Raw genomic sequence first — 25,909 nt, forward strand, 5'->3', positions numbered from 1 at the left:
GGTCAATCCTGCTGCGAGTGGGGCGAGGGGCTGTCCGGCGGCGTTGTCGAGGTCAGCAGGTAACCCGTGCCGCGCTGCGTTTCGATGCGTAGCGGCGACCCTTCCAGCTTGCGGCGCAGGCGGGCGATGTAGACCTCGATGGCGTTGGGCGCGGCATCGTCATCGAAGGCGAACAGCTTGTTGGCGATTTCTGTTTTGCTGACGGCGCGGTTCATCCCGGCCAACAGGATCTCCAGCAGGCTGTATTCGCGCTTGGGCAGGTCGATGCGCTGTCCGGCCAGCGACACGTGGCGCGCGGCGCTGTCGATGACCAGCTCGCCAAAGCGCTGCACACCCGTGGCCTGCGCAATGGGGCGGCGCAGCAGGGCACGGCAGCGGGCTTCCAGTTCGCGGAAATCAAACGGCTTGGCCAGGTAGTCGTCGGCGCCGGTATCCAGGGCGTGAACCCGGTCTTCGATGTCGATGCGGGCGGTCAACGCCAATACCGGCGTCTTGCTGCCACGGTCGCGCAGCCGGTGCAGGATGTCAAAGCCCGACATGCGCGGCAGGCCGATGTCCAGGATGACGAGATCGAAGGTTTCGTATTGCAGCACGCCATCGGCGCTAAGCCCGTCGCGTTGCAGGTCCACGGCGTGGCCAAGACGGCGCAACCGGCGGACAAGGGCGTCGGCCAGATCCTCGTCGTCTTCGATTACCAGGATGCGCATCGGCCGATTGTAGCTGCCCGGAGCCGGCCGATTTTCGGGCTTCGCGGGGGTGGGGCGGCGGGTTGAAACAGGGCGTCGGATTTCCAAAAACGACAGGTTCCAGACAGCTTTTATTCCTAGTCTTCGGCTCCTGCTTCCCTTGCTGGAGGCAGCGTCAAACATAACAACGATTAGTCGGAGATACCCCCTCATGCTTCTGACCCTGCTTGGCTTCGGCATGGTGATCACGTTCATGACGCTGATCATGACCAAGCGCCTGTCGCCGTTGGTCGCCCTTATCCTTGTCCCTATTATTTTTGCGTTGCTGGGCGGCTTTGGCGCCGGCATCGACAAGATGATGCTGGACGGTATCCGCAAGATCGCGCCTACCGGCGTGATGCTGATGTTTGCCATCCTGTACTTCGGGGTGATGATCGATGCGGGGCTGTTCGACCCCATCGTCGGCCGCATCCTGCGCGCCGTGAAGGGCGACCCGTTGAAAATCGTGGTGGGCACCACGGTGCTGGCGCTGGTGATTTCGCTGGACGGCGACGGCTCGACCACCTACATGATCGTGGTGGCGTCGATGTTGCCCCTGTACCGCCGCCTGAAGATGAACGCGTTGTCCATGACCTGCCTGGCGATGCTGGCCAGCGGCATCATGAACCTGACGCCGTGGGGCGGGCCGACGGCGCGCGCCGCCAGCGCGTTGCACGTGGACGCGGGCGATATCTTCATTCCGCTGGTGCCGGTGATGGGCGTGGCCATCGTGTCGCTGCTGATGCTGGCGTTCTTCCTGGGTCTGAAAGAACGGCGCCGCCTGGGCGTGCTGTCGCTGCCGGACGGCGCCTCGCTGCATGCCGGCTATGACGAGGACGGCCCCAAGAATCTGCCCGAGATCGAAGTCGATCACGACCTGCGCCGCCCCAAGCTGCTGTGGGTGAATGCCGGGTTGACGCTGGCGCTGATGGTCAGCCTGGTGATGAACATCCTGCCGCTGCCGGTGCTGTTCATGATTGCGTTTGCGATTGCGCTGATCATCAACTATCCGAACCTGGCCGAGCAGCGCCGCCGCGTTGCGCAGCATGCGGGCAATGTGCTGTCGGTGGTGTCGCTGATTTTCGCGGCGGGGATCTTCACGGGGATCCTGTCCGGCACGGGCATGGTGGAAGCCATGTCCCGCAGCCTGCTGGCCGTGATCCCGGACGCGATGGGTCCCTATCTGGCGGGCATTACCGCGCTGGTCAGCCTGCCGTTCACGTTTTTCATGTCGAACGATGCCTTCTACTTCGGCGTGCTGCCCATCCTGAGCGAAGCCGCGCAGGGCTATGGCATTTCGGCAGTGGAAATGGCGCGCGCGTCCCTCATTGGCCAGCCGGTGCATTTGCTTAGCCCGCTGGTGCCGTCCACCTACCTGCTGGTGGGCCTGGCGGGCGTGGAATTCGGCGATCACCAGCGCTATGCGCTCAAGTGGGCCACCCTGGTCTGCATGGTGATGCTGGCTGCCGCCCTGGCGTTCGGCCTGTTCCCGTTGATGGGATCGGTCGGCTGATTCGCGGCGCACGCCGCACGTTGATAAAGGAAGGTCATGGCTTTGCGTATCGCTTATGTCACCAGCGGAATGGGCCACACGGGCACCGCGATCTGCCAGGCGCTGCATCGCGCCGGACACCGCGTGGTGGCCGGCTGCGGACCGCGTTCATCGCGCCGCGATAGCTGGTTGAAAGAGCAGAAGTCCCTGGGGTATGACTTCGTGGCGTCCGAGGGCGACGCCACGGACTGGGCATCCACCGAAGCGGCGTTTGCCAAGGTGCGGCGCGAAGTCGGCGAGATCGACGTGTTGGTCAACAACGCCGGTTCCATGCTGGACATGCGCTTTCGCCAGATGAGCTATGCCGACTGGGCGGCCGTTTTGCGCAGCAACCTGGACACGCTGTTCAACAGCACCAAGCAGGTGGTCGACAGCATGGCGGACCGGGGCTGGGGGCGCGTCATCAACATCGGCTCGGTCGCCGCGGAAAAAGGCCAGATCGGGCAAATCAACACTGCCACCGCCAAAGGCGCGGTGATCGGCTTCACGCGATCGCTGGCCCAGGAAGTGGCGGCGCGCGGCGTGACGGTAAACCTGGTGTCGCCCGGCTTCATCGCCGACGACACCGTCAAGGCATTTCCCCCGGCGCTGCTGGACCGCATCATCGAAAGCGTGCCCGTCGGCCGGCTTGGCACCGCGCAGGACCTGGCGGGCCTGTGCGCCTGGCTGGCCTCGGACGAGGCCGCCTTCGTAACGGGCGCCAACTACGCCATCAACGGCGGCGTTTATATGAGTTGAGTTGACGTTGGCCCGCGCGCCGGACAGCCCCGGCCGGGCAAGCTTGCAAGTCTGGCCCGAGCGTAACCGGGCTTAGTGCGTCAAGGCCAGCTGCGCGATGTAGCCCGATCGGCTTTCGCCGGCGGCGCGGGCCTTCGCATCGATTCTGGCCAGGATGCGGCGCGGCAGCGTGATATTGACGCGTTCGATCGTGTCGTCCATCACGGCGGGGTCGATGTCGACTATGGCCCAGACCCACCCGGCGAATTCCGGATTGGCTTGATGAGCCGCGATGCTTCCTGGCGGTGGCACGGCGGCGCCAGTGTCCAGTGCTGTTTCGATCCAGAGCGCTATCGCTTCTTTGGCACTTTCGATGGCATCGTCAATGCCCGTGTCGGATGCGGAATAGCAGCCAGGCAGATCCGGTACGACCACGCCCCACGCTTGCGTGTCGCTGTCGGGCTCTATGGCGATGGGGTATTTCATGAGGTTCCTTGGTAAGCCTTGAAGAAGCCAAAGGCGCCAGCCGTAGCGCCGCGAGCGGTCTACTTCAGTCCTGCCAGCGTCAGCAGCTTGGCGACCAAGCCGATTCCCAAATCCTTTTTCGGATGGGGCACGCTGATATGTCCGGGCTTTGGCGGGTGGACATAAATGTGTTGCAAGCCTCTCGCGTTGCGGTAGACCCAACCCGCCAGGCGGAGCTGTCTGATGATTTCGCGGCTGTCCATGATGCTTACCATACACATCGGAAAGTTGAAAAGGTCGCCAACAGGGACAAACAGGTCCTGGTGTAATGACAGCCCTATGCCAAAATGCACGCCGTTCAATAGTTCAACAGGGGCGGTTCATGCGGCGTATGGGGTGGGCAGTGGCGGGGGTTGTGGTATTGGCGGGGCTTGCCGGTTGTGGCAAGAAGAACGAGTACCCCGAAGGCATACGCCTTGTGACCTATAGCTCGTGCGTGGAAGGCTTTAAGAAAAGCGCCGGGGCGCTGCCGGATGTGGACGCGCGTTCGGCAACGTATTGCAGCTGCGTGCTGGACGGTTTGCAGAAGTCGGTGCCGATCAAGGACTACACCGCGTATGACCGCATGCTGGTCACGGACGAAAAAGGTCCCGAGCGTGACCGCATCGAAAAGCTGGTCAACGGCGTCATCAATATGTGCGTGGAAGCGCAGCTGAAGAAATAAGCGGGCGCGCCGGGCAGGGCGCGTGCCGGCCTGGCGGCCTAGCGGCCCAGCTTCATCGACACGTCGGTGTGGGTGCCTCGGTCCAGGTCGGCGCCCAGTGGCTGGTCCCAGTCGGACAGGTCCAAGAGTTCCGTGCTGACTTCGCCGGCTTCGATGCGGCGCGCGATGTCGTCCAGCAGCAGCGTGCGCGTGGCGAAACCCTTGCCTTGCAGGTCGCGCGCGAACAGGCGGTAAGTCAGGTTCGGCTCTTCGCCCTTCATGACGCCCAGATCAAGAATGCGGCCTTGTTCATTGCGCATCAGCAGATGCCCGGGGCGTGCATAGATTCGGTAGATGCGCCACGGCGAGGACACCGCGGCATGGTCGCGAGCCACATTGCGCTGGCCGTCGCGCTGCGCAGGGTTGCCCCGGGGCGGGGGCGCGGACGGAAGCAGCTTGACGAAGGCGTTGGCGAATCGGGCGATCGACTTTTTGATGGCGCTCACGCGGGATTCACGATTCGCACAATTGTGCGAGCTGAGCCGGTGGCGATTTTGCGCGCGGAAAATTCCGCAGGCGAGCAAATGTGCGCGGTGCGCGGGCAATGATGACGCAAGGCCATACTCCTGTATGGCGATACGGCGAGGCAACGCACGTTCAAAGCACCATGGCGCGAGCATACGCGCTTTATCGTTCACGCGTATTTGCCGATGTGCCCATGGGGGAAAAAGCCGCTTAATACGCGGCTAACCGTTGGCATCATTTTGTCGTTAATCGAGCATTATTCAACGCGCGCGGGATGAATCCAGTAATTGGAAACGCTAATTGACTTTGCCGACCGCTGCACCCATAGTGGGATTGAAGCTTTTCGAGCATCGTGATTTTCGTCCGGTCTTGCTGCCCACGTGGCGCTACATTGTTCGCTGTCCTTTCCTTGATAGGCTCATCTTCGCGGGCAGTGCCCGCATTTAAAGGAATGAGATTATGGAAACCGGAATCGTGAAGTGGTTTAACGACGCAAAAGGATTTGGCTTCATCATGCCCGAGAACGGCGGCAAGGATTTATTTGCACACTTCTCGGAAATCGTGAGCGACGGACACAAAGTGCTGGTCGAAAACCAGCGCGTCAGCTACGTGACCGCACAGGGCGCCAAGGGCCCCCACGCCACTCAAATCCGCGCTCTGTGAATAAAGGCCCATTGGGCCTTTTTTCCAATTAGGGGGTTATATGTTTCACAATAATATGGTTTACAAGGGCTATCGGCTTACCGCGAACGTGTCGCGGATCGTCGTTGGCGGCACCGGCAGCCCGGCATTTACGGCTACCGTGGCAGTTGAATTGGCCGCTGACCGCGACCAGCTCAACGAACATCACGCCGTACCGCTGTTTGAATCGGGCGGGTTTGTATCCAGCCCCGGCATGGCGGTGGATGCGGCGATCAACCACGGACGGCTTGTCGTTGACGCCCATGCCCGGCCATCTTGATTCCCCGCAGTGCGACGCTGCCCGCTTGCCGACCGGCCGCCCCAATGGGCGGCCTTTTCATTTGTACGGCCGCCTGTAAACTCTGAACACCTAAAAAGCACAGGGGATGCTTGATGGCTGGTAGCAGTTTCTTCGCATTGTTCGATGACATCGCCACCATTCTGGATGACGTGTCGGTGATGACCAAGGTGGCGGCCAAGAAAACCGCCGGCGTGCTGGGCGACGACCTGGCGCTGAACGCTCAGCAAGTAACCGGCGTGCCGGTCAACCGGGAACTGCCTGTGGTGTGGGCAGTGGCCAAGGGATCGTTCATCAACAAGCTGATCCTGGTGCCGTCGGCGCTGCTGATCAGCGCGTTCGTGCCGTGGTTGGTGACGCCGCTGCTGATGCTGGGTGGCGCATTTCTCTGCTTTGAGGGCGTTGAAAAACTGGCGCACAAGTTTCTGCCGCATGACGAGTCCGACGAAGGCAGCCACGCCGCGCGTGCCCAGGCCTTGCAGGACGAGTCGGTGGATATGGTGGCGTTCGAACGCAGCAAGATCAAGGGCGCGGTGCGAACCGACTTCATCCTGTCGGCGGAAATCATCGTGATCAGCCTGGGCGCGGTGGCCGGCGCCGACTTCACGCGCCAGGTGGCCGTGTTGTCGATCATTGCCATCGCCATGACCATAGGCGTCTATGGCCTGGTGGCCGGCATCGTCAAGCTGGACGACCTGGGCCTGCACCTGAGCCAAAAGCGCGCGCAAGCCGTGGCATGGCTGGGGCGCGGCATCGTCGGCGCCGCGCCGTATCTGATGAAGACCTTGTCGGTGGTAGGCACCGCGGCCATGTTCATGGTGGGCGGCGCCATTCTCACGCACGGCATTCCCCCCGTGCACGCGGCCGTCGAACACGCCGCGGCCGCTGTCGGCGGGGGCGCCATGGTGCAGGCGCTGACGTCCACCGTGCTGAACGCACTGTTTGGCGTGGTGGCCGGCGCCGTGGTGCTGGGCGTGGTCACCGCCGTCAAGCGGATCTTCAAAAAGCACTGACCTGACGCGGCGAAGGCAGCGTGCCGCGCGCGTGGCGCCCGCGCTGCCGCCACGCGCCACCCGCCACGCGCCAGCCGCCAGCCGCCAGCCGCCAGCCGCCACCCGCGCGATCGCCGGGATGGCAAACCCGCCCGCCATCTCCCTAGCCTAGGGAATCCCCTGCCTTGTTGCCTTGAACCGCATCCTCCTAAAATTGGCGCCAATTTATGTGATCATTATTTCGATCTGGCAGCCACCATGCGCCCGCGTGTAACGGCCATGGAGATGAGGAAATCATGCAGTCCAACGCAGCTATCGCTCTGACTCCCGACGCCGCCATGGCTCGGGCCATCTACGACCTGGGCCACAGCACGGTGTTCGCCGCGCGCACCGACCCGCGTTTTTCCTATTGCATGTACGTGCCGCCGCATATCGACACGGCCAGGCACCCCATGGAACTCGTCGTCATCATGCACGGTACGGGCCGCGCCTTTGTGGAATACCGCGACGCCTTCTCGGAGTTCGCCCGCTGGAACGACTGCATCGTGCTGTGCCCGCTGTTTCCGGTGGGACCGCTGGGCGACGGTAACCGCGACGGCTTCAAGCAACTGCGTGAAGGCGACATCCGCTACGACCAGATCCTGTTGGACATGGTGGCCGAAGTGGGCGAGAAGTTCGGCTTGCGCTTCGACAAGTTCGGCCTGTTCGGCTATTCCGGCGGCGGCCAATTCGTGAACCGCTTTGCCTACCTGCATCCCGAACGCCTGTGGGCCGTGTCGATTGGCGCACCGGGCTCGGTGACGCTGCTGGACCCCAGCCAGGACTGGTGGGTGGGCGTGCGCGATGCCGAGACGCGCTTTGGCAAGGGTGTGGACATCGAAGCGCTCAAGCAGGTGGCGGTGCACATGATTGTCGGCAAGGCGGACCTGGAAACGTGGGAAATCACGCATCGCGAAGGGGGCAAGTTCTTCATGGCCGGCGCCAATGACGCCGGCAAGACGCGCCCCGAACGGTTGGAATCGCTGCGCCGCTCATTCGAATCGGCCGGTGTGAAAGCTGTGTTGGACCTGGTGGACAACGTGCCGCACGACGGCCTGAAGTGTGTCGGCCACGTGCAGGACTTTCTGGCGCGCGCGCTGCGCAAGCGGCGCAATGCAGAAAACTGAAATCGCGCAAGCCGGGCGCCTTGGCCGCCCGCGCCGTCGCGTCCAGGAATAGGAGAGGGCCATGCTGCGTTTCGCGCTATCCCGAATTGTCATGGCTGTGCCGACCCTGCTGATCGTGGCGGTGGCGGTATTCGTGATGATCCGGCTGATCCCGGGCGACCCCGCCCAACTACTGCTGGGCGACCTGGCAACGCCGGCCGCGCTGGCGGACCTGCGGGCGCGGCTGGGCCTGGACCAGACCTGGCTGACCCAGTTCGGCATCTGGTTCGGCAACATGCTGCACGGTGACCTGGGGGCGTCCATCAACACCGGCCAGCCCGTGCTGGCGCTGGTGTGGGACCGCTTCCTGATCAGCGGCCGCGTGGTGCTGGTGGCCGTGGTGTTCGCCGCGCTGGTCGCGGTGCCGGCCGGCATGATCGCCGCCTGGAAGCAGAACAAATGGCCCGACCTGTTCCTGGTGGGCTCGGCCACGCTGCTGGTGTCGATCCCGACGTTCTGGCTCGGCCTGCTGCTGTTGATCTTCTTCGGCCTGAAATTGCAGTGGCTGCCCGTGGTGGGCTATGTGTCGATCGGGGAAGACTGGAAGGCCGGTCTGCTGTACCTGGCCATGCCGATCCTGACCTTGTTCCTGCACGAGATCGGTGTGCTGATGCGCATGGCGCGCGCCAGCACGCTGGAAGTGCTGCGGCTGGATTACATCACCCACGCGCGCGCCAAGGGGCTGTCCGAATCCGCCGTGCTGATGCGCCACGCGTTTCGCAACGCGTTCGGCCCGACCTGGACGCTGATCGGCCTGGTGCTGGGCAATCTGCTGGGCGGCATCGCCGTGGTGGAAACCGTGTTCACCATCCCCGGGTTGGGACGCCTGCTGGTCGATTCCATCTTTGCGCGCGACTACCCCGTCATCCAGGGCTGTTTGTTGTTCGTGGGCGTGGTCTACGTGGTGGTGAACCTGCTGATCGACCTGTGCTATCCCCTCTTCGACCCGAGAGTAACCGCCGAATGAAAACGCGAATTCCGAAAAGGCGAATTCCCGCCAACGCGCTCCTGGGTGGCCTGATCGTCGGGGCGATGATCGTCGCGGCGCTGATGGGCACTTTCTGGACGCCGCATGACCCGCTGAAGATCAACTTCCTCTCGCGCCTGAAGCCGCCCGGCGGCGACTTCCTGCTGGGCACCGACGAGTTCGGCCGCGACGAGCTTTCGCGCTTGTTGGCCGGCGCATCAAGCAGTGTGTGGATCAGCCTGTTGACGGTGACCTTCGCCATCGTCGTGGGCACCGCCATCGGCACGTTGACCGGCTTTGTGCGCGGCTGGACCGACCGCATCATCATGGCCTTCAACAATGCGCTGCTGGCCTTTCCCGGCCTGTTGCTGGCGTTGGGGCTGCTGGCCGTGGTGGGCGCGAACAAGTACGGCATCATCCTGGCGCTGGGCCTGGCGTACACGCCGTCGGTAACGCGCATCGTGCGCGGCACGGTGTTGTCGCTGCGTGAAAAAGAGTTCATCGAATCGTCCCGCGTGCTGGGCAATTCCGAGCTCTACACGATGTTCCGACACGTGCTGCCCAACTGCGTGGCGCCCCTGACCGTGCTGGCCACGTCGATGTTCGGCTGGGTGATCCTGGCCGAAAGCGCGCTGTCCTTCCTGGGCCTGGGGGTGCCGCCGCCCGCGCCCACCTGGGGCAATATGCTGGCCGCCGCGCGCCCGTTCATGGCGCAGGCGTCCTATCTGTCCATTCTTCCCGGCCTGGCCATCGCGCTGGCGCTGCTGGGCATCAACCTGTTGGGCGACGCGGTGCGAGACCGTCTCGACCCCCGCATGAGGGGCGTGCAATGAGCGCACTGGTATCCGTATCGAACCTGACGCTGACGGTCGGGCAGGGCGGCCGCGAGATCGTCAGCGGGGTGTCGTTTGACGTCGCGCCCGGCGAAATGGTCGGCATCGTGGGCGAGTCGGGCAGCGGCAAGACGCAAGCCGCGCGCGCCATCATGGGGCTGACGCCCGCGCCGCTGGTGGTGGCGGGCGGCGCCATCCTGTTCGAAGGCGTGGACGTCACCCAGGCCCAGGCGGCAGTGCTGCGCAAGCTGCGCGGCGCCCGCATCGGCATGGTGTTCCAGGAACCCATGACGTCGCTGAACCCGTCCATGCCCATCGGCCGGCAACTGGACGAAGGCTTGAAACTGCATCGCCGCGCGATGTCGCCCGCGCAACGCCGCGAGCGCATTCTTGAAATGCTGCGCCGCGTGGGCATCAGCGACCCCAAAGGGGCGATGGACGCTTGGCCGCACGAGTTTTCCGGCGGCATGCGCCAGCGCATGATGCTGGCCTCGGTAATGTTGCTGGAGCCAGCGCTGCTGATCGCCGACGAGCCCACCACCGCGCTGGACGCCGTGGTGCAGCGCGACGTGCTGGAACTGATGGTTGACCTGACCCGCGAACACAACACGGCGGTGCTGATGATCAGCCACGACCTGCCGATGGTGGCGCGCTACACCGAGCGCATGGTTGTCATGCAGCACGGCAAAGTGCTGGAAGCCGGCACGACCGCGAGCATCCTGGAACGCCCGCGGCACCCCTACACGCGCAAGCTGCTGGACGCCATGCCGCGCCGCCTGCCGGCCCGCAAGCTGACGCAGGAAGCGCCCATTGTTGAAGTCAGGAACCTGGTGGTGGACTACGCGGACCATCAGCGCCTGTTCTCGCGCACCGGCGCCAAGCGCGCGCTGGACGGCATCGACCTGCACGTCAAGCCGCGCGAAGTGGTGGCCGTGGTGGGCGGATCGGGCTCGGGCAAGACCACCTTGGGCCGCGCCATTGCCGGGCTGCTTGCGCCTACGTCCGGCCAGATCCTGTTTCGCAACCAGCCGGTGGATCGCCGCTCGGCGGCATGGCGCGACTATCGCCTGAACTGCCAGATGGTGTTCCAGGACCCGTATTCGTCGCTGGACCCGCGCATGACCATCGGCCAGCTGGTGGGCGAGGGCCTGCGCATGGTGGGCGACCTGTCGGCGGCGGACAAGCGCCGCCGCGTGGACGAGGTGCTGGCCGAAGTGGGCCTGGGGTCGGAATACGCCAAGCGCTTTCCGCACGAAATGTCGGGCGGCCAGCGCCAGCGCGTGGCCATTGCCCGCGCTATCGTGCGCCGGCCGGCGTTCGTGATTGCCGATGAACCCGTGTCGGCGCTGGACGTGACGGTGCGCGCGCAGGTGCTGGACCTGTTTGCCGATTTGCAGGAACGCCACGGGTTTTCGTGTCTGTTCATCAGCCACGACCTGGGCGTGGTGGAACAGGTGGCGGACCGCGTGGTGGTCATGCGCAACGGGGCGATTGTGGAGCAAGGCTCGCGCGACGCGGTCTTCGACCGCCCGCAAGAGGACTACACGCGCAGCCTGTTGCAAGCCATTCCCGCCCTGGAGTCAACCGAAAGCGGCGGCGTGCGGCTGCGGTGGCGTCTGGACGGGCAGGAACCCATGCGTGCCATCGCCTGATGGCGGGCGGGGAACTCCCCGCTTTCCCTGCAAGGACTTACGCCTAAAATACGCGCTTTGGAATTGATAGACGGGAGTGGTCCATGCCGAAAACGGCAGCGACGCAACCCGGCCTGGTCGACCGTATTGCCCATGATATTCAGTCGGGCGTGTATGGTCCTGGCGCCTGGTTGAAACAGATCGACCTGCAAGAGCGCTATGACGCCAAGCGTTTGGACGTGCGGCGGGCGCTGGACCAATTGGCTGCCAAGCGGCTGATTGCGCACATCCCGAATCGGGGCTATCACGTCTACGCGATGGACCCGGACGTGCATCACCAGATCCGCGATATCCGCATACTGCTGGAAAGCGGCGCGGCTGCGGACTTGATGCCGAACGTCACCGCCGCCAAGGTACGCGCGCTGCGCGCGCTGGCCGAACGTTTCGCCAAGCTGCTGCAAGACGGCACCTTGTTGGAACAGTACGAGGTCAACCTGGCGTTTCACGCGGCCATGTACGACATGTGCCGCAATCGCGAACTGGCCGCGTTGATCCAGGACACGCGGGCGCGCGGCCCCGCCGCGCCGGCCAAGGAATGGGTGACGCGATCGCGCATCGAAATCTCGGCGCGTGAACACTTCGACATGGTGGATGCGCTGGAAGCGCGCGATGTGAAGCGGTTGCAGAAAATCATCTCGCAGCACGTCGGGCAGGATATTTCTTGATCGCTGTCTGCTGAACTGTTTGCTTGCGGCGGCGTGAATCGCGGCGGCCCTTCCTGCGAAGGGGCCGCCATTTTTTTGCCCGTGGCTTTGCTTCAGGGATACCCCGTATGGCGGCACAAGCCAGAGCCGCCATAATTAGCAGATTATTTTGGCGCCAAAAATACGCGTGACATCTGCGCCGCACGCCGGGGAGTCTTCTGCATGCACCACCATTTCGTACCCAGAGCGCTTGCGCTCTCCCTGGCGCTTGCCGCCACCGCCGTTCCGGTCCACGCCGCCGTGTTGACCATCGCGCAACCGGCCGACATCCGCTCGACCAATCCGGGTGTCAACCGCGACAACACGACCGACGGCGTGGTGCTCAATATTGTTGAAGGGCTGGTCGGCTACCGCGAAGACGGCACCGTTGGCCCCTTGCTGGCCAAATCGGTCGATTTGTCGCCGGACGGGTTGACCTATACGTTCACATTGCGCGACGGCGTCAAATTCCATAACGGCGCCTCGCTGACCTCGGCGGATGTGCTGTGGAGCTGGCAGCGCTACATGGATGCCAAGACGGACTGGCGCTGCCGCAGCGACTTCGACGGCCGCAATGGCCTGAAGGTCACCGACGTAACCGCGCCGGATGCGAAGACCGTGGTGATGAAGGTGGACCGCAAGTCGGCGGTGTTCCTGGATTCCCTGGCGCGCACGGACTGCGGCATGACCGCCATTATTTCCAGGGACTCGGTGGCGGCGGACGGCTCGTGGGTCAAGCCGATCGGCACCGGCCCGTACATGTTCAAGGAATGGAAGCGCGGCGAATACACGCTGCTGACCGCGTTCAAGGACTACGTGTCGCCCTCGGGCGAGAAGCCGGATGGGTACGTGGGATCAAAGCGCCCGCTGGTGGACGAGGTGAAGTTCCTGGTGGTGCCGGACCCGTCCACGTCCAAGGCCGGGCTGATGTCCGGCGCCATTGACGCCAGCCAGATCACCAACACCGACGTCGGCGAACTGAAAAGCGTGAAGACGCTGACCGTGTTCAGCCCGCATGACGCCGTCAAGCACGTGTTGTTGTTCCAGACGCAGGACCCGGTGCTCAAGAACGTGAAGATGCGGCAGGCGATTGCCGCTTCGCTGGACATTCCGCAGGTGGTGGCGGCCGCGTCGGAAGGGCTGGGCCAATTGAACAATTCCGCGGTCTACGCGGGCTCGGCCTACTACAAGGACGCCGAGAAGAAGGGCTACAAGTACGACCCGGCGCGGGCGCAGCAGCTGCTGAAGGAAGCGGGCTACAAGGGCGAGCCGGTGGTGATCTATGCCAACAAGCGCGCCCACGTGCCCAGCTACCAGGTGGCGGTGATCGCGCAGGCGATGATGCAGTCGGTGGGTATCAACGCCAAGATCGAAGTGCTGGAATGGGCGACGCAGCTGGACCGCTACAACACCGGCAAATACCAGATCAGCTCGTTCTCGTTTTCGTCGCGGTTGGACCCCTCGTTAAGCTTCGAGCAGTTCTCGGGCGACAAGACCAAGCAGCCGCGCAAGGTCTGGGATGACCCGGCGGCGCAGAAGTTGATCGACGAAAGTTTCCTGGAGTCCGACCCGGCCAAGCGGCAGGCGCTGTTCGATCAGCTGCATGCGCTGATGCTGGAACAGACGCCGATGCTGATGCTGTATAACGGCGCCGACGCGTGGGCAACGAATAAGCGCGTCGAGGGCTTCTCGGTATGGGAAGGCAAGCCGCGCGCCTGGGAGACCAAGGTGGTCGGCGCCAAGTAAGCGGGGCAGGGGCCGGCGCCCATTAAGGGCGAAGGCCCCTGATAACGGGGAGGCGGCGCGGCGCTACGGCCTTGCTGCGCCGCCCCATCCCTGCGTAGCGTTACGGTCCGACGCGTTCGACTTCCCACGCGCGCGGCTTTTTCACCGCCCAAGGCTGGTAGCCCTTGATGTTGCTGCGAAACGCGCCGATGTCCAGCCCGTTGTAGAGCGGGATGCTGGGCACATCGGCCAGGAACAGCTTGTGCAGCTGATCAAATGAAGCCTGTCGCTTGGCCCGGTCGGAATCCACCGAGGCGGCTTCCACCAGCTTCAGGGCGTCAGCGTTGTCCCACACTTTGCGCGGCTGCTTGGCCTTGTCGCCCGTCACCATCTCGTAGTTCAACGCCGCATCCAGGCGCGCCGAATACGGGAACGTCATCATCTGGTAGGTGCCCGCGTTATAGCGGTCCAGCTGCGTGGCCCATTCAACAACGGACAACTGCGCATTGATGCCCACGGCTTGCAGCATCGCCTGCACGATCACGGCCGAGTTATACGACTGCGGATAGCGCTTGGTGGTCAGGATCGTCAGCGGCTGCCCCTTGTAGCCGGCCTCTTGCAACAGCTTTGCCGCCCGGGCCGGATCGTAGTCCCACCCCTGCTTTTGCGCGGCATCGTAGTAAGGCGACACCAGCGGCACGATGGAATTGTTGGGCTGCGCCAGGCCTTCGGTGACGGCGGCCGCCAGCTGCTTGTAGTCGATGGCATGGGCCAGCGCGAGGCGTAACTTGGGGTTGGCCAGCACGGGGTCTTTGGTCTGCAACAACAGCGCCGTCATGCTCATCACCGGCGCATAGGCCACCTTCACGTTCGGCGTGTTTTGCAGCACCGGCACGTCGTTGTTGGAGACGTCTTCAATGATGTCGATGTTGCCGCGTTGCAGGGCGGCTTTGGCGGTGGAGTCGTCGGGCACGATCATGAAGCGCACTTCGTCCACCAGGGGGCGCTTGGACCCGGTGTAGCCGTCGCGCTTGCCGTCCAGGTTGGCGTAGCCGGCGAACCTGGTCAGGCGGATGTATTCGCCGCGCTTCCATTCGGCCAGCTCGAAAGGGCCGGTGCCGATGGGTTTGATCCAGGCGCCGTCCGCGCCCACTGAATCTCGCGAAAGTATGCCGGTGCCGCCGCAGTCGATGCGCGCCAGCGATGCCAGGAACAGGCTGGTGGGCTTGTCCAGGTGATAGACGACGGTACGCGCATCGGGCGCCTCGACGCGGGTGACCTTGACGCTGCCGCGCCCGTCGAATTCGCTGGCGCAGCGCCAGCCGGAATTCGCGGCGGTGTAGTGCTGCCAGCTCCAGAGCACGTCGGCCGATGTCATCGGCTTGCCGTTGTGAAACGTCACTCCATCGCGCAAGGTAAATGTGTAGGTCTTGCCGTCGGGGCTGATGTCCACCGATTTGGCCAGCAGCGGACGCACCTCGGCATCTTCGCCATAGGCCACCAGCCCTTCAACAATGTGCATGACGACCGCGTCGCTGTTGCTGTCGCGGTTGACGCCGGGTTCGGTGGAGCGGATGTCGGCGGTCATCGAAATGCGCAGCGGCGGGGCGGGCTGCGCGCTGACGGGGCCGGCGGCGCCGGACAGCCCGGCAAGCGCCAGCGCAACCGCGGCGCCAAGATTGGGGTTTTTCATTGGAACTTCCTTCGGTTGCGCCAGCGCGTCAGGGATCAGGCGGCGGCCAGCAGTTCGGGTTCGGCGGTCAGGCTATAGCGGGTAAACGTACGATTCAGCGCGGGCAGGGGCGCGACTTCCATCAGGCCGACGGCCGGCTCCATGACCACCATGGCGACCGTGGCGGAAAGATTGTCGTGGCTGCCGGGGCGCGGCGGGCGGCACACGGAATAGGGCGCGCCAAAATCATCGAACAGCGCGCGCTTGAGGTCCTCGCGCGTCAAGTCCGTTTTCTCGTTCAGCAAGCGGCGTACGCGCCAGTCGCGGTACGCGCTTTCGGGCGTGCTGGCGCGGCCGGTGTCGCGCAGCTTGGACAAGGCTACTTCGCTGACCCAGTGGTTGGCGTGCACGATCAGGTCGTCGCTGCCCGGATAGATGGGAAAGGCTTCATCGGTGGTGCATTCGTAGTCCACGCCAAACCCTGCCGCCATGCCCAGCATGATGTTGTTCGAGCAGGACTTGGCGGTCGTGGCCACGGCCTTGATCGCCAGCGCGAAATGCTGCTGCTCCAGCACCTTGCGACGAATCAGCGACAGCGGCACGCCCAGTTGGCGGAAGTCGCGGTCGGACTCCAGATAGTTGGCGGTAATGGATACGCCCGCGCTGTTCAAGCCGCTGCGGGCCAGGCCACCGGCTTCGACGAACGTCAGGATGTCCGGGCCGTTGTCGCTGCGCACGCGCAGCACGATGGCCGTCTCGGCGCATTCCGCGCGCCAGTCCCAATTCTGCCCATGGATCAGGTTGCCGTTGGCCGAACGCGTGGGCAGGATCAGCGCGCCGGTGCAGCCGTCGCCGGGTTCCAGTTCGGCCGCTTTCTTCTTTTCGGCGCGCGCCTTGGCCACCACTTCCGTGCGCGCGTTGACCATCACGATGTCTTCGAACGGCACGTCGGCGCCCGCGGCGATGCCGCGCATCTCTTCCAGGTAGTGCGGCGCAAAGGCTTCGATCTCGCGGGCGAAATGGGCGATGAGCTCGGTGCGCGCCATGGCGTCGTAGCCCAGGTCGACCAGCGTCTGGCCGTACATGGCGGCGCTTTTGCGCACGCGCGCGGCAGCTTGCTGGCCGTAGGAACGGCCGCGGGCCTCGGGAGTGCCGGAAACCGATACGAAAGGAAATTGGGGAATCTGGGTCATGGACGGGGAGGCGGCGCCGCGCGCCGTGGGGTCGGGGAGGTGGAAGGGGAAAAAGGCAGGGAAGCAAGCTGCGAAAATGTTAGCTTATTTTGGCGCCAATATTGCTCAGGGTTTACCCAGTGCGGGCTAGATCCGCACGGCGCGACGGTTGGCAAAGGGCTTGCCACGGCGGGTGCTACAGCGGGTGCCAAAGTAGGTGATAAAGCGGGTGCCACAGCAAGTGCCACAGCAGGGACGCTCGCGCGAACCGGCATGAAAAAGCCCCCGCGAATCCATCGCGGGGGCCAGCGTCGTCCGTTCAACAGCAAGCAGTTCAGAGTTGGCCGGCAGCCACCTCCGGCGCGCGGGTGGGTGACCCCATGGCCTGGAACAGCGCCGCTGTTTCCGTCAGCCGGGCGTTGGCGTATTCCAGTTCGCGCAGGCGCGCGGCCACGTAATGCTGTTCGGCCGCGTATTCGGTATAGGGCGCCAGCGCACCCAGGCGCACGCGGCTGGCCGTGTTGCGGTAAGACTGTTCGGCCGCGCGCCGCGAGGCCTCGGCCGAGGCCAGTGCCTGCCCGTCCGCGTCCAGGCGCGCCAGGGTGTCGGCCACGTCCTGGAACGCCGTCAGTACCGTTTGCTTGTATTGCAGCACCGCCGCTTCGTAGCGTTCTTTAGCGGCGCGGCGCTCGGCCAGCAAGGCGCCGCCGTGGAAAATGGGCTGCGTCAAGGACGCGCCAATCGCCCAGATCGACCCCGCGCCGGACAGCGCGGCCGGCCAGCTGAAGCCGCCCTTGCCCATCGACGCGGACAACGACAGGCTGGGGAACAGCTGTGCGGTGGCCACGCCCACGTCGGCCGACGCGGCCTGCACCACGGCGTCCGCCACCAGGATGTCGGGGCGCGACGCCAATAGCTCGGACGGCACTACCACCGGCACCTGCGGCGGCACGGCCAGCGTGCTGAATGCCAGGTCGTCCGGCGCCTGGTCCGGGCGGCGGCCCAACAGCACGGCCAGCGCGTGGCGCGTGGCCTGCCATTGCGCGCGCAGGCCGGGCAGCGAGGCTTCCAGCGTGGCGGCGTCCTGGTCGGCGTCCAGCGCATCGTTTTGCGAAGCGGAGCCCAATTCGTAGCGGCGCTGCGTATCGCGCGCCACTTGCCGCAGCAGCACCACCTGCTTTTCGGTCAGCGCCACGCGTTCGGCCAGCGAGGCCGACGTGATGGCGCCGGTGACGATATTGCCGGCCAGCGACCGCCGGGCCGATTCCAGCCGGAACGCCTGCTGCTCAACCTGCGCCGCCAGGGACGCGTTGGCGAAACGCGCCGCGCCGAACAGGTCCAGGTCGTAAGTGGCCTGGATCTGGCCGGTGAACACGTTGTAGAGCGCCGTGGACTCGGGCAGATCGGGCATGGTCAGTGCGCGGTTGCGCGTGCCGCTTGCGCCCGCGTCCACCGACGGCAGCAGTGATGAATTGACCTGCGCGCGCAGTTGTTCGCGCGCGCCGGCCAGGTTGCGTTCGGCGGCGGCAAGGTTCGGGCTGTTGGCCAGCCCTTCCTGCACCAGGGCGTTCAGCGCGTCGGAACCATAGCGCTTCCACCACTCGGGCACGGGCCGCGCGCCCTGTTCGAATTGCTGCGCGACGCCCTGGGCCGTGGCGCCCTGCGGGGGCGGGGCTTCTACGCCGTATTGCGGGGGCGAGGCGGTTGCCGGGGGCTTGCTGTCCGGGGCGAACGCGCAGGCGCTCAAGGCCAGCGACAGAGCCGGCAACAGGGGCCGCAACAAGGGCCGCAACAAGGTCCGCGCCGGCGGCAGCCTGGAATAACGTGTGGGATGGGACTTCATCATCAGGCTCCTCGTTGCAGCGTATCGGCCGCGTTGGCGCCGGGCGGCACGCCTTCGGGCTCGTCGCGCTCGTCATGGCGCACGCGGAACCATGCCGCGTACAAGGCCGGCAGGAAGAACAGCGTCAGCACCGTGGCGCTGGTAATGCCGCCCATCAAGGCCGTGGCCATCGGGCCGAAGAAGTTGCTGCGCAGCAGGGGAATCAACGCCAGCACGGCGGCGGCGGCGGTCAGCACGATGGGGCGGAAACGCCGCGCGGTGGCGCCCACGATGGCGTCCACGCGCTTGTGGCCGTTCAGGATGTCCTGCTCGATCTGGTCCACCAAAATCACCGAGTTGCGCATGATGATGCCGAACATCGCAATGACGCCCAGCATGGCCACGAAGCCGAATGGTTTGCCGAACAGCAGCAACGCCGCCACCACGCCGATCAGGCCCAGCGGCGCGGTCAGCACCACCATCAGCACGCGCGAGAAGCTTTGCAGCTGCACCATCAACAGCGTCAGCACCGCCACCGCCATCAGCGGCATTTGCGCGTTGATGGACGATTGACCTTTGCCGCTTTCCTCGACCGGGCCGCCCACTTCAATGCGGTAGCCCACCGGCAGGTCCGCGCGGATGGCGTCCAGCTTCTTGTCGATGGCGTGGGTGACGTCGATGCCTTGCGCGCCGCTGGTCACATCCGCCTGCACCGTAATGGTGGGCTGGCGGTCGCGTTCCCAGATGACGCCGTATTCCAGGTCATAGTGCACCTGGCCCAGGCTGCCCAAGGGCACGGGGCCGTTGGGCGTGGGCATGGCCAACGTGGCGATGCGGGCGGGGTCCACGCGTTCTTCTTTCGGCGCGCGCAGGCTGACATTGATCAGCTTGTCGCGTTCGCGGTATTGCGTCACGGTGTAGCCCGACAGCGTCATCGCCAAAAAGTCGGACACATCGCTGGCGCTGATACCCAGCTCGCGCGCTTTTTGCTGGTCGATGTCGAATCGCACCGAGCGTTCCGAGGGTTCGTCCCAATCAAATTGCACGTTCACCGAGCGCGTGTCGGCGCGCACTTCGGCGGCGACCTTTTCCGCCACCGCGCGCACTTCCGAGATTTTGTCTCCACTGACGCGAAACTGCACCTGATAGCCGACGGGCGGGCCGTTTTCCAGGCGCGACAGGCGGGTGCGTATGGCGGGGAATTTTTCACGCAGCATGGGCTCAAGCCACTGGGCCAGCTGTTCGCGCTCTTCTACGGAGTGCGCGGTGATGACCAGCTGCCCGAAGTTCGGCGTGGGCAGTTGCTGATCCAGCGGCAGGTAGAAGCGCGGCGCGCCGGTCCCCACGAAGCTGACCGAATGGTCGATCTCGGGCCGGCCTTCCAGCGCTTTTTCCAACCGTTCGACCTGGCGCAGCGTGGCCGCGAACGACGCACCCTCTTGCAGCCGCACGTCCACCATCAGCTCGGTACGGTCCGAGCTGGGAAAGAACTGCTGGGGCACAAGCTTGAAGCCCGCCATCGCCACGACGAAGATCACCACCGTGCCCGCCAGCACCCAGAAGCGGCGGTCCACGCACCACGCCACCCAACCGCGCAGACGCTGATAGAAGCGGGTGTTGTAGATATCGTGTTCGTGGTCGTGCGGCTGATGGGCTTCGCGCTTGCGCTCGGGCAGCAGCCGATAGCCCAGAAGCGGAATCAGCACCACGGCGGCAAACCACGAAGTGATCAGCGCAATGGCCGACACCTGGAAAATGGACCGCGTGTATTCGCCGGTGCTGGACTTGGCCAGCGCGATCGGCAGAAAGCCGGCCACGGTGACCAGCGTGCCGGTCAGCATGGGAAACGCGGTGCTGGTGTAGGCGAAGGCGGCGGCGCGCGCGCGGCTCCAGCCCTGTTCCAGCTTCACCGCCATCATTTCCACGGCGATGATGGCGTCGTCCACCAACAGGCCCAGCGCCAGCACCAAGGTGCCCAGCGACACCTTGTGCAGGCCGATGCCGAACATGTCCATGAACAGCGCGGTGATGGCCAGCACCACCGGGATCGAAATCACGACGACCATGCCGGTGCGCAGGCCCAGCGACACCAGGCTGACGATCAGCACGATGGCAACCGCTTCTGCCACCGAACGCAGGAATTCGTCAACGGAATCCGATACCGCGTCCGGCATGCTGGACACTTCCGTCAGCGTCAGGCCGGCGGGCAATTGCGCCTTGAGCTTGTCAAAGGTCTTGTCCAGCGCTTCGCCCAGGCGCACCACGTCCTGGCCCGGTTGCATGGTGATGCCGATGCCCAGCACGGGGTTGCCGTTAAAGCGCATCTGCTCGGTGGGCGGGTCGTCATAGCCGCGATGGATGGTGGCGATGTCGCCCAGGCGGATCGACTTGTCGTTGACGCGGATCAGCGTGTCGGCCAGCGCGCGGCTGTTTTCGAACTGCCCCGTCGGCCGCACGAAGATGCGGTCGTCGGCCGTGGTCAGGGTGCCGGCGCTGGACACCGCGTTTTGCGTGTTGATGGCCTGCGCGATCTGCTGAGGCGTCACGCCCAGACGGCTTAGCTGTGTATTGGAGATTTCGACATACACGTGTTCAGCCTGGTCGGCAAAGTAATCGACCTTGGCCACGCCCGGCACGCGCAGCAGCACGGTGCGCAGATTGTCGGCGTAATCGTGCAGTTGCGCGGGCGAAAAGCCGTCGCCATGCAGCGTGTAGATGTTGGTATAGACGTCGCCGAATTCGTCGTTGAAGAACGGGCCTTGCACGCCTTGCGGCAACGTGGCCTGGATATCGCCGACCTTCTTGCGCACCTGATACCACTGGTCGGCCACCGTGTTGGCGGGCGCCGAGTCTTTCATGGTGTAGAAGATCAGCGATTCGCCGGGGCGGGAATAGCTGCGGAGAAAGTCCGTGTTGGCGGTCTCCTGTAGCTTCTTGCCGATGCGGTCGGTGACTTGTTCCTGCACCTGCTTGGCGGTCGCGCCCGGCCATAAGGTCTTGATGACCATCACGCGGAACGTGAAGGGGGGGTCTTCGGACTGGGCCAGCTTGGAATACGACAGCACGCCAAACAGCGTGACCAGCGTGATCAGGAAAATGACCAGCGGCTGGTGGCGCAGCGCCCAGGCCGACAGGTTGAACTTGCCTTCTTTGTGATCGTGGCCGGGATCTTCGGCGGGTGCGCTCATGATGCGAAGTCCTCGGCGTGCAGTGGCGCCACGGGGCGCACCTTTTCACCGGCGGTCACGGTGTGCACGCCTTGCCAGACCACGCGTTCACCCGCCGACACGCCGCCGGTCAGCGTTACGGTGCGCGCGTCAAAGCGCAACACCTGTACGCGGCGCAGCTCCAGCGTGTCTTCCTTCGGTTTGACGATCCATACGGCGGGGTCCTTGCCGTCATGGAATAGCGCGGTGGCGGGCACGGTGTAGGTGGCCTGGTCGGCCGCGCCGTGATTGTCGAAGCTGATGTTGGCCGTCATGCCCAGCCGCACTTGCGGCGACGGCGATTCCAGCGTGAGCTTGACGCGGTAAGTGCGGCTTTGCGGGTCGGCGGCCGGCGCGATCTCGCGCAGCGTGGCCGTGAAGTTCTGGCCGGGCAGCGGGCCCAGCGTCACGTTGGCGCGTTGGCCGATCGTCAAACCGGCCAGTACGCTTTCCGGCACGTCGCAAATGGCGTCGATGTCGCCTGCCCAGGCCAGCTGGTAGACGGGAGTGCCGGCCGCCACGTTCTGCCCGGTGTCGGCCTGTTCGGCGGTGATGACGCCCGCATGGTCGGCCTGCAACGTCGTGTACTTGAGCTGGTCGGCCGACAGCGCGGCCTGCTGGGCGGCCTGATCGCGTTGGGCCAGGGCCGAGGCGTAGGCGTTGCGGGTCTGTTCCAGCTGGGTGGCGGCGATGAGGTTTTCGCGCGCTTGGGCGCGGTCGCGGTCCAACTGTTGGCGGGCGTAGCCCAGTTGATGCTGAGCGGCCGACAACTGGGCCTTGGCGGCCGCGGCGTTCTTGGTGGCGTCGGCCGGGTCGAGCTTGGCGACGACCTGGCCGGGCACGACGCTATCGCCCAGCCGAACCTGCCGCTCGATGATCTTGCCGCCTACGCGGAAGGAAAGCGGCGTGCTGTAGCGCGCCTGCACTTCGCCCGGCAACGTCCACGCCGGCAGCCGTTCATCCGCCTGCGTCGGCATGGCGACCACGGGACGCGGCGCCGGGGCCGGTTCTTCTTTGCGGCCGCAGGCCGAGACGGTCAGTGCCAGCGCCAGTAGCGCGGGCAGCGTGATGCGGCGAGTCCATGGGGACGGAGCGGGCGTTGTCACGGTTGCGGCAAGGGGGCGCGCCGACGGTTGTGGGCTGGAGCCAGGAAAATTCACGAAATACCTCGCGGCGCGATAGGGGCGAAAAAGGGGAAGGCATCGGCGAGTCAAACTCGATACGGGCTGAATTCTAATGCGCATATGTATTCGGATACAAGGCTGTATTTGAAATCGTGGCCGGTGCTAAACTCCCGCCATGTCAAAAGTGCGCTTAACCCGAGAGCAAAGCAGAGACCAGACGCGTCAGCGTCTGCTGGACGCTGCGCAATCGGTATTCCTTACCAAGGGCTTCGTGGCCGCCAGCGTCGAGGACATCGCCGAACTGGCGGGGTACACGCGCGGCGCCTTCTATTCCAATTTCGGCAGCAAGACCGAACTTTTCCTGCAATTGCTCAGGCGCGATCACGAAAAAGTGATGGCCGACATGCGCGCCATCTTCGAAGAAGGCGAAACGCGCCAGCAGATGGAAGCCAGCGTTGTGCAGTACTACAGCACGCACCACCGCGAAAACGATTGCTTCCTGCTCTGGATGGAAGGCAAGCTCCAGGCCGCGCGCGACCCCGATTTCCGTGTGGGTTTTACCGATTGCCTGCGCGAATTGCGCGCGGCCACCACGGAATACGTCCGCCAGTTTTCCGCGCATGTGGGCACTCCGCTGCCCATGCCGGCCGAACAATTGGCGATCGGGCTGCTGGCCCTGTCGGACGGCATGCAATTTAGCTACGCCTTTGATCCGCAAGGCGTGAGCCTGGAAATGACCGAGGCCGTGCTGGCCGGTTTTTTCCGCCGGGTGGTGTTTGGTGACTCGCAACCCGACGCGGCGCCCGCCGCCTTGCCGCCCGGGGCGCCAACTTCGGTCGGATAGCCTTGCCCTGGCCGCTGCATGGCGGCCACGAATCACCGATACAGATCGCCGATACACATTGTCAGCCGCATGCCGGCCGTGATAGTAATAACCGCGGCGCAACGGTCGGGCTGAGGGGGCCGGCGCCGAAATTCGCAACCCTGGGCGAAAGGAGCTGCTGCATGTCTTCAGAAACCCGACCATCCACCATCAACCGCCCGGTGTTCTTCCCGGCGGCGATCTTCACGCTGTTGTTGGTCGGATTCGCGATTCTTGCGCCCGAGCGTGCGCAAAGCCTTTTTGAATCCGTGCAAGGCTGGATCCTGGGCAACGTCAGCTGGTTCTACATCCTGGTCGTGGCCATCATCTTGCTGGCCGTGGTGTTCCTGGCCTTGAGCCGCTACGGCGACATCAAGCTCGGGCCGGACCATAGCGAACCCGATTACCGCAATTTCACCTGGTTTGCGATGCTGTTTTCCGCGGGCATGGGCATTGGCCTGATGTTCTTCGGGGTTGCCGAACCGGTGATGCACTTCATGTCGCCGCCGGTCGGCGAGGGCGGCACGGCCATCGCCGCGCGCGAGGCCATGAAGATCACGTTCTTCCATTGGGGCCTGCATGCGTGGGCGATCTATGCGGTGGTGGCGCTGATCCTGGCGTTCTTCAGCTACCGCCATGGGCTGCCGCTGACGCTGCGTTCGGCCCTGTATCCGCTGATCGGCAACCGCATCCACGGCCCCATCGGCCATGCCGTCGACATCTTCGCCATCATCGGCACGGTGCTGGGCGTGGCGACGTCGCTGGGCCTGGGCGTGGCGCAGATCAACAGCGGGCTGAACCACCTGTTCGGCGTCCCGGTGGGGGTGACGACGCAGATCATCCTCATCGTCGTCACTTGCGGCCTGGCCACGCTGTCGGTGGCCAGCGGTCTGGACAAGGGCATCCGCATCCTGTCCGAGACCAATCTGGTGCTGGCGGCCGTGTTGCTGCTGTTCGTGCTGGTGGTCGGCCCCACCGTGTTCCTGTTCCAGACCTTCGTGCAGAACACGGGCGCGTACCTGTCCGACATCGTCAACAAGACCTTCAACCTGTATGCCTACGAGCCCACCGACTGGATTGGTGGCTGGACCTTGTTCTACTGGGGCTGGTGGATTGCGTGGTCGCCGTTCGTGGGCCTGTTCATCGCGCGCATCTCGCGCGGGCGCACCATCCGCGAATTCGTCACCGGCGTGCTGCTTGTGCCGGCGGGGTTCACCCTGTTCTGGATGACGGTGTTTGGCGACACGGCCATCCACATGATCCTGGTGGACAAGGTGCAGGGCCTGGCCGAGGTGGTCGAAGCCGATTCGTCGCTGGCCCTGTTCGCCTTCCTGGAACATCTGCCCTGGAGCAGCGTGCTGTCGGTGGTGGCCATTGCGATGGTTGCGGTGTTTTTCGTAACCTCCGCCGACTCGGGCGCGCTGGTGGTTGACCTGCTGGCCTCGGGCGGGTCGGACCGCACGCCCGTGTGGCAGCGTATTTTCTGGTCGGTGCTGATGGGCGCGGTTGCCATCGCGCTGTTGCTCGCCGACGGGCTGACCGCCTTGCAGACGGCCACCATCGCCAGCGCGCTGCCGTTTTCCATCATCTTGCTGCTGTCCCTGTGGGGGCTGTTCAAGGCGCTGAAACTGGACGCCACCAAGCGCGGCATTCGCTATCAGTCCTTGACCTTGTCGCGCCCCGCGCGTGGCGGCCAATCGTGGGAACGTCGGCTGCGCAACATGGTGATGATGCCGCGCCGCTCGCACGTGCAGCGCTTTATCAGCGACGTGGTGCGGCCCGCGCTGGACGACGTGGCCGAGGAACTGCGCAAGCAGGGCTATGCGGTAGAAGTGCGCGAAGTCGAGGCCGACGGCAGCGCCATTCTTGAGGTCTCGCACGGCGAGCACCTGGACTTCTCGTATGCCGTGCAGCCCGAGGCGTTCGTGCGCCCCAGCCTGACGCCCGACGAAGCGGCCGACGAAGAAGAACGCAAGTACTTCCGCGCCGAAGTCCACCTGCGCGAAGGCGGGCAGGACTACGACATCATGGGCTGGAGCCGCGACGCCGTCATCGGCGACATCCTGGACCAGTACGAACGCCATCGCCATTACCTGCACATGGTCCGCACCTGACCGTCGGCCGGCCGCCTACCGCCCGGCCGACACGCCAACCCTGAAAACCGCCAGCCTTGTCTGGCGGTTTTTTTTCGCCCCTGTGCCGCCGCTGAAGGCCGATAGCGGCGCGCTATGCGGCGTATTGCAATGTCCACTTTGACGAAATGGGGCGAATCAAGGATTATCCAAGCTT

At 64.6% G+C, this 25,909-nt stretch carries 23 protein-coding genes; 14 read left to right on the top strand and 9 right to left on the bottom strand.

Features of this window, described 5'->3' with window-relative positions; all coding sequences use genetic code 11:
• Positions 1–2 precede the first annotated feature (2 nt).
• On the bottom strand, positions 3–707 hold the full coding sequence (locus tag KYT87_RS05945; protein WP_219991839.1) for a response regulator transcription factor: 705 nt from the start codon (positions 705–707) through the stop codon (positions 3–5).
• 190 nt (positions 708–897) lie between these two features.
• On the opposite strand from KYT87_RS05945, the gene KYT87_RS05950 reads away from it, so the two are divergent.
• A complete protein-coding gene (locus tag KYT87_RS05950) occupies positions 898–2,238 on the top strand; it encodes a CitMHS family transporter (protein ID WP_104142927.1) in 1,341 nt (446 codons plus the stop codon).
• A gap of 36 nt (positions 2,239–2,274) precedes the next feature.
• Positions 2,275–3,015, top strand: a complete 741-nt coding sequence (locus KYT87_RS05955) for an SDR family oxidoreductase (protein ID WP_104142929.1) — start codon at positions 2,275–2,277, stop codon at positions 3,013–3,015.
• A 72-nt stretch (positions 3,016–3,087) separates the two neighbouring features.
• Here the strand turns inward: KYT87_RS05955 and KYT87_RS05960 are convergent, their stop codons facing one another.
• Both KYT87_RS05960 and KYT87_RS05965 read right to left on the bottom strand, forming a co-directional pair.
• Positions 3,088–3,480, bottom strand: a complete 393-nt coding sequence (locus tag KYT87_RS05960) for a type II toxin-antitoxin system HicB family antitoxin (protein WP_219991840.1) — start codon at positions 3,478–3,480, stop codon at positions 3,088–3,090.
• A 59-nt stretch (positions 3,481–3,539) separates the two neighbouring features.
• Entirely contained in the window at positions 3,540–3,722 is a 183-nt protein-coding gene (locus tag KYT87_RS05965) for a type II toxin-antitoxin system HicA family toxin (protein WP_219991841.1), read from the bottom strand.
• A 119-nt stretch (positions 3,723–3,841) separates the two neighbouring features.
• Between KYT87_RS05965 and KYT87_RS05970 the strand changes: the two genes are divergently transcribed.
• Positions 3,842–4,183: a hypothetical protein gene (locus KYT87_RS05970; RefSeq protein WP_046802511.1), complete on the top strand. Its 342-nt coding sequence runs from the start codon at positions 3,842–3,844 to the stop codon at positions 4,181–4,183.
• A gap of 38 nt (positions 4,184–4,221) precedes the next feature.
• Here KYT87_RS05970 and KYT87_RS05975 read toward each other — a convergent pair whose 3' ends face one another.
• The gene (locus tag KYT87_RS05975) at positions 4,222–4,668 is read right to left on the bottom strand and encodes a hypothetical protein (protein WP_104142933.1); all 447 of its coding nucleotides are present in this window, start codon (positions 4,666–4,668) and stop codon (positions 4,222–4,224) included.
• 478 nt (positions 4,669–5,146) lie between these two features.
• On the opposite strand from KYT87_RS05975, the gene KYT87_RS05980 reads away from it, so the two are divergent.
• The 9 genes from KYT87_RS05980 to KYT87_RS06020 all read left to right on the top strand — a co-directional run bounded on the left by KYT87_RS05980 (position 5,147) and on the right by KYT87_RS06020 (position 13,783).
• On the top strand, positions 5,147–5,350 hold the full coding sequence (locus KYT87_RS05980) for a cold-shock protein (RefSeq protein ID WP_006217928.1): 204 nt from the start codon (positions 5,147–5,149) through the stop codon (positions 5,348–5,350).
• Between the two features lie 40 nt (positions 5,351–5,390).
• Positions 5,391–5,648, top strand: coding sequence for a hypothetical protein (locus KYT87_RS05985; protein ID WP_046802513.1), 258 nt, complete (start codon positions 5,391–5,393; stop codon positions 5,646–5,648).
• A gap of 113 nt (positions 5,649–5,761) precedes the next feature.
• Entirely contained in the window at positions 5,762–6,679 is a 918-nt protein-coding gene (locus KYT87_RS05990) for a DUF808 domain-containing protein (RefSeq protein ID WP_046802514.1), read from the top strand.
• Between the two features lie 275 nt (positions 6,680–6,954).
• Complete coding sequence (locus tag KYT87_RS05995) at positions 6,955–7,824, top strand: alpha/beta hydrolase (protein ID WP_219991842.1); 870 nt, start codon at positions 6,955–6,957, stop codon at positions 7,822–7,824.
• Between the two features lie 61 nt (positions 7,825–7,885).
• Positions 7,886–8,830, top strand: a complete 945-nt coding sequence (locus tag KYT87_RS06000; protein ID WP_120154195.1) for an ABC transporter permease — start codon at positions 7,886–7,888, stop codon at positions 8,828–8,830.
• Positions 8,827–9,663, top strand: a complete 837-nt coding sequence (locus KYT87_RS06005) for an ABC transporter permease (RefSeq protein ID WP_046802517.1) — start codon at positions 8,827–8,829, stop codon at positions 9,661–9,663. Before KYT87_RS06000 ends, KYT87_RS06005 begins: the two co-directional genes overlap by 4 nt.
• Complete coding sequence (locus KYT87_RS06010) at positions 9,660–11,315, top strand: ABC transporter ATP-binding protein (protein ID WP_219991843.1); 1,656 nt, start codon at positions 9,660–9,662, stop codon at positions 11,313–11,315. The genes KYT87_RS06005 and KYT87_RS06010 overlap by 4 nt, the downstream gene beginning before the upstream one ends.
• An 83-nt stretch (positions 11,316–11,398) precedes the next feature.
• Positions 11,399–12,019 carry a GntR family transcriptional regulator gene (locus KYT87_RS06015; RefSeq protein ID WP_046802519.1) on the top strand — a complete coding sequence of 207 codons (621 nt, stop codon included), beginning with the start codon at positions 11,399–11,401 and terminating at the stop codon, positions 12,017–12,019.
• A gap of 201 nt (positions 12,020–12,220) precedes the next feature.
• The gene (locus tag KYT87_RS06020; protein WP_219991844.1) at positions 12,221–13,783 is read left to right on the top strand and encodes an ABC transporter substrate-binding protein; all 1,563 of its coding nucleotides are present in this window, start codon (positions 12,221–12,223) and stop codon (positions 13,781–13,783) included.
• A gap of 100 nt (positions 13,784–13,883) precedes the next feature.
• Here the strand turns inward: KYT87_RS06020 and KYT87_RS06025 are convergent, their stop codons facing one another.
• From KYT87_RS06025 to KYT87_RS06045, 5 genes are all read right to left on the bottom strand, one after another.
• Positions 13,884–15,455, bottom strand: coding sequence for an ABC transporter substrate-binding protein (locus tag KYT87_RS06025; RefSeq protein ID WP_120154201.1), 1,572 nt, complete (start codon positions 15,453–15,455; stop codon positions 13,884–13,886).
• A gap of 35 nt (positions 15,456–15,490) precedes the next feature.
• Positions 15,491–16,627, bottom strand: coding sequence for a C45 family peptidase (locus tag KYT87_RS06030; RefSeq protein ID WP_219991845.1), 1,137 nt, complete (start codon positions 16,625–16,627; stop codon positions 15,491–15,493).
• A gap of 313 nt (positions 16,628–16,940) precedes the next feature.
• Positions 16,941–18,452: an efflux transporter outer membrane subunit gene (locus KYT87_RS06035; protein ID WP_255593952.1), complete on the bottom strand. Its 1,512-nt coding sequence runs from the start codon at positions 18,450–18,452 to the stop codon at positions 16,941–16,943.
• Positions 18,452–21,616 carry an efflux RND transporter permease subunit gene (locus KYT87_RS06040; RefSeq protein WP_046802523.1) on the bottom strand — a complete coding sequence of 1,055 codons (3,165 nt, stop codon included), beginning with the start codon at positions 21,614–21,616 and terminating at the stop codon, positions 18,452–18,454. Before KYT87_RS06040 ends, KYT87_RS06035 begins: the two co-directional genes overlap by 1 nt.
• The gene (locus KYT87_RS06045; RefSeq protein WP_219991846.1) at positions 21,613–22,740 is read right to left on the bottom strand and encodes an efflux RND transporter periplasmic adaptor subunit; all 1,128 of its coding nucleotides are present in this window, start codon (positions 22,738–22,740) and stop codon (positions 21,613–21,615) included. The genes KYT87_RS06040 and KYT87_RS06045 overlap by 4 nt, the downstream gene beginning before the upstream one ends.
• A 193-nt stretch (positions 22,741–22,933) precedes the next feature.
• On the opposite strand from KYT87_RS06045, the gene KYT87_RS06050 reads away from it, so the two are divergent.
• Together KYT87_RS06050 and KYT87_RS06055 are read left to right on the top strand one after the other, a co-directional pair.
• The gene (locus KYT87_RS06050; RefSeq protein WP_046802525.1) at positions 22,934–23,602 is read left to right on the top strand and encodes a TetR/AcrR family transcriptional regulator; all 669 of its coding nucleotides are present in this window, start codon (positions 22,934–22,936) and stop codon (positions 23,600–23,602) included.
• Positions 23,603–23,763: 161 nt separating this feature from the next.
• On the top strand, positions 23,764–25,734 hold the full coding sequence (locus tag KYT87_RS06055) for a choline BCCT transporter BetT (RefSeq protein WP_104142947.1): 1,971 nt from the start codon (positions 23,764–23,766) through the stop codon (positions 25,732–25,734).
• The last annotated feature ends 175 nt before the right edge of the window (positions 25,735–25,909 follow it).

It is taken from the genome of Achromobacter sp. ES-001, assembly GCF_019448355.1.
Taxonomy (GTDB): Bacteria; Pseudomonadota; Gammaproteobacteria; order Burkholderiales; family Burkholderiaceae_B; genus Achromobacter; species Achromobacter spanius_B.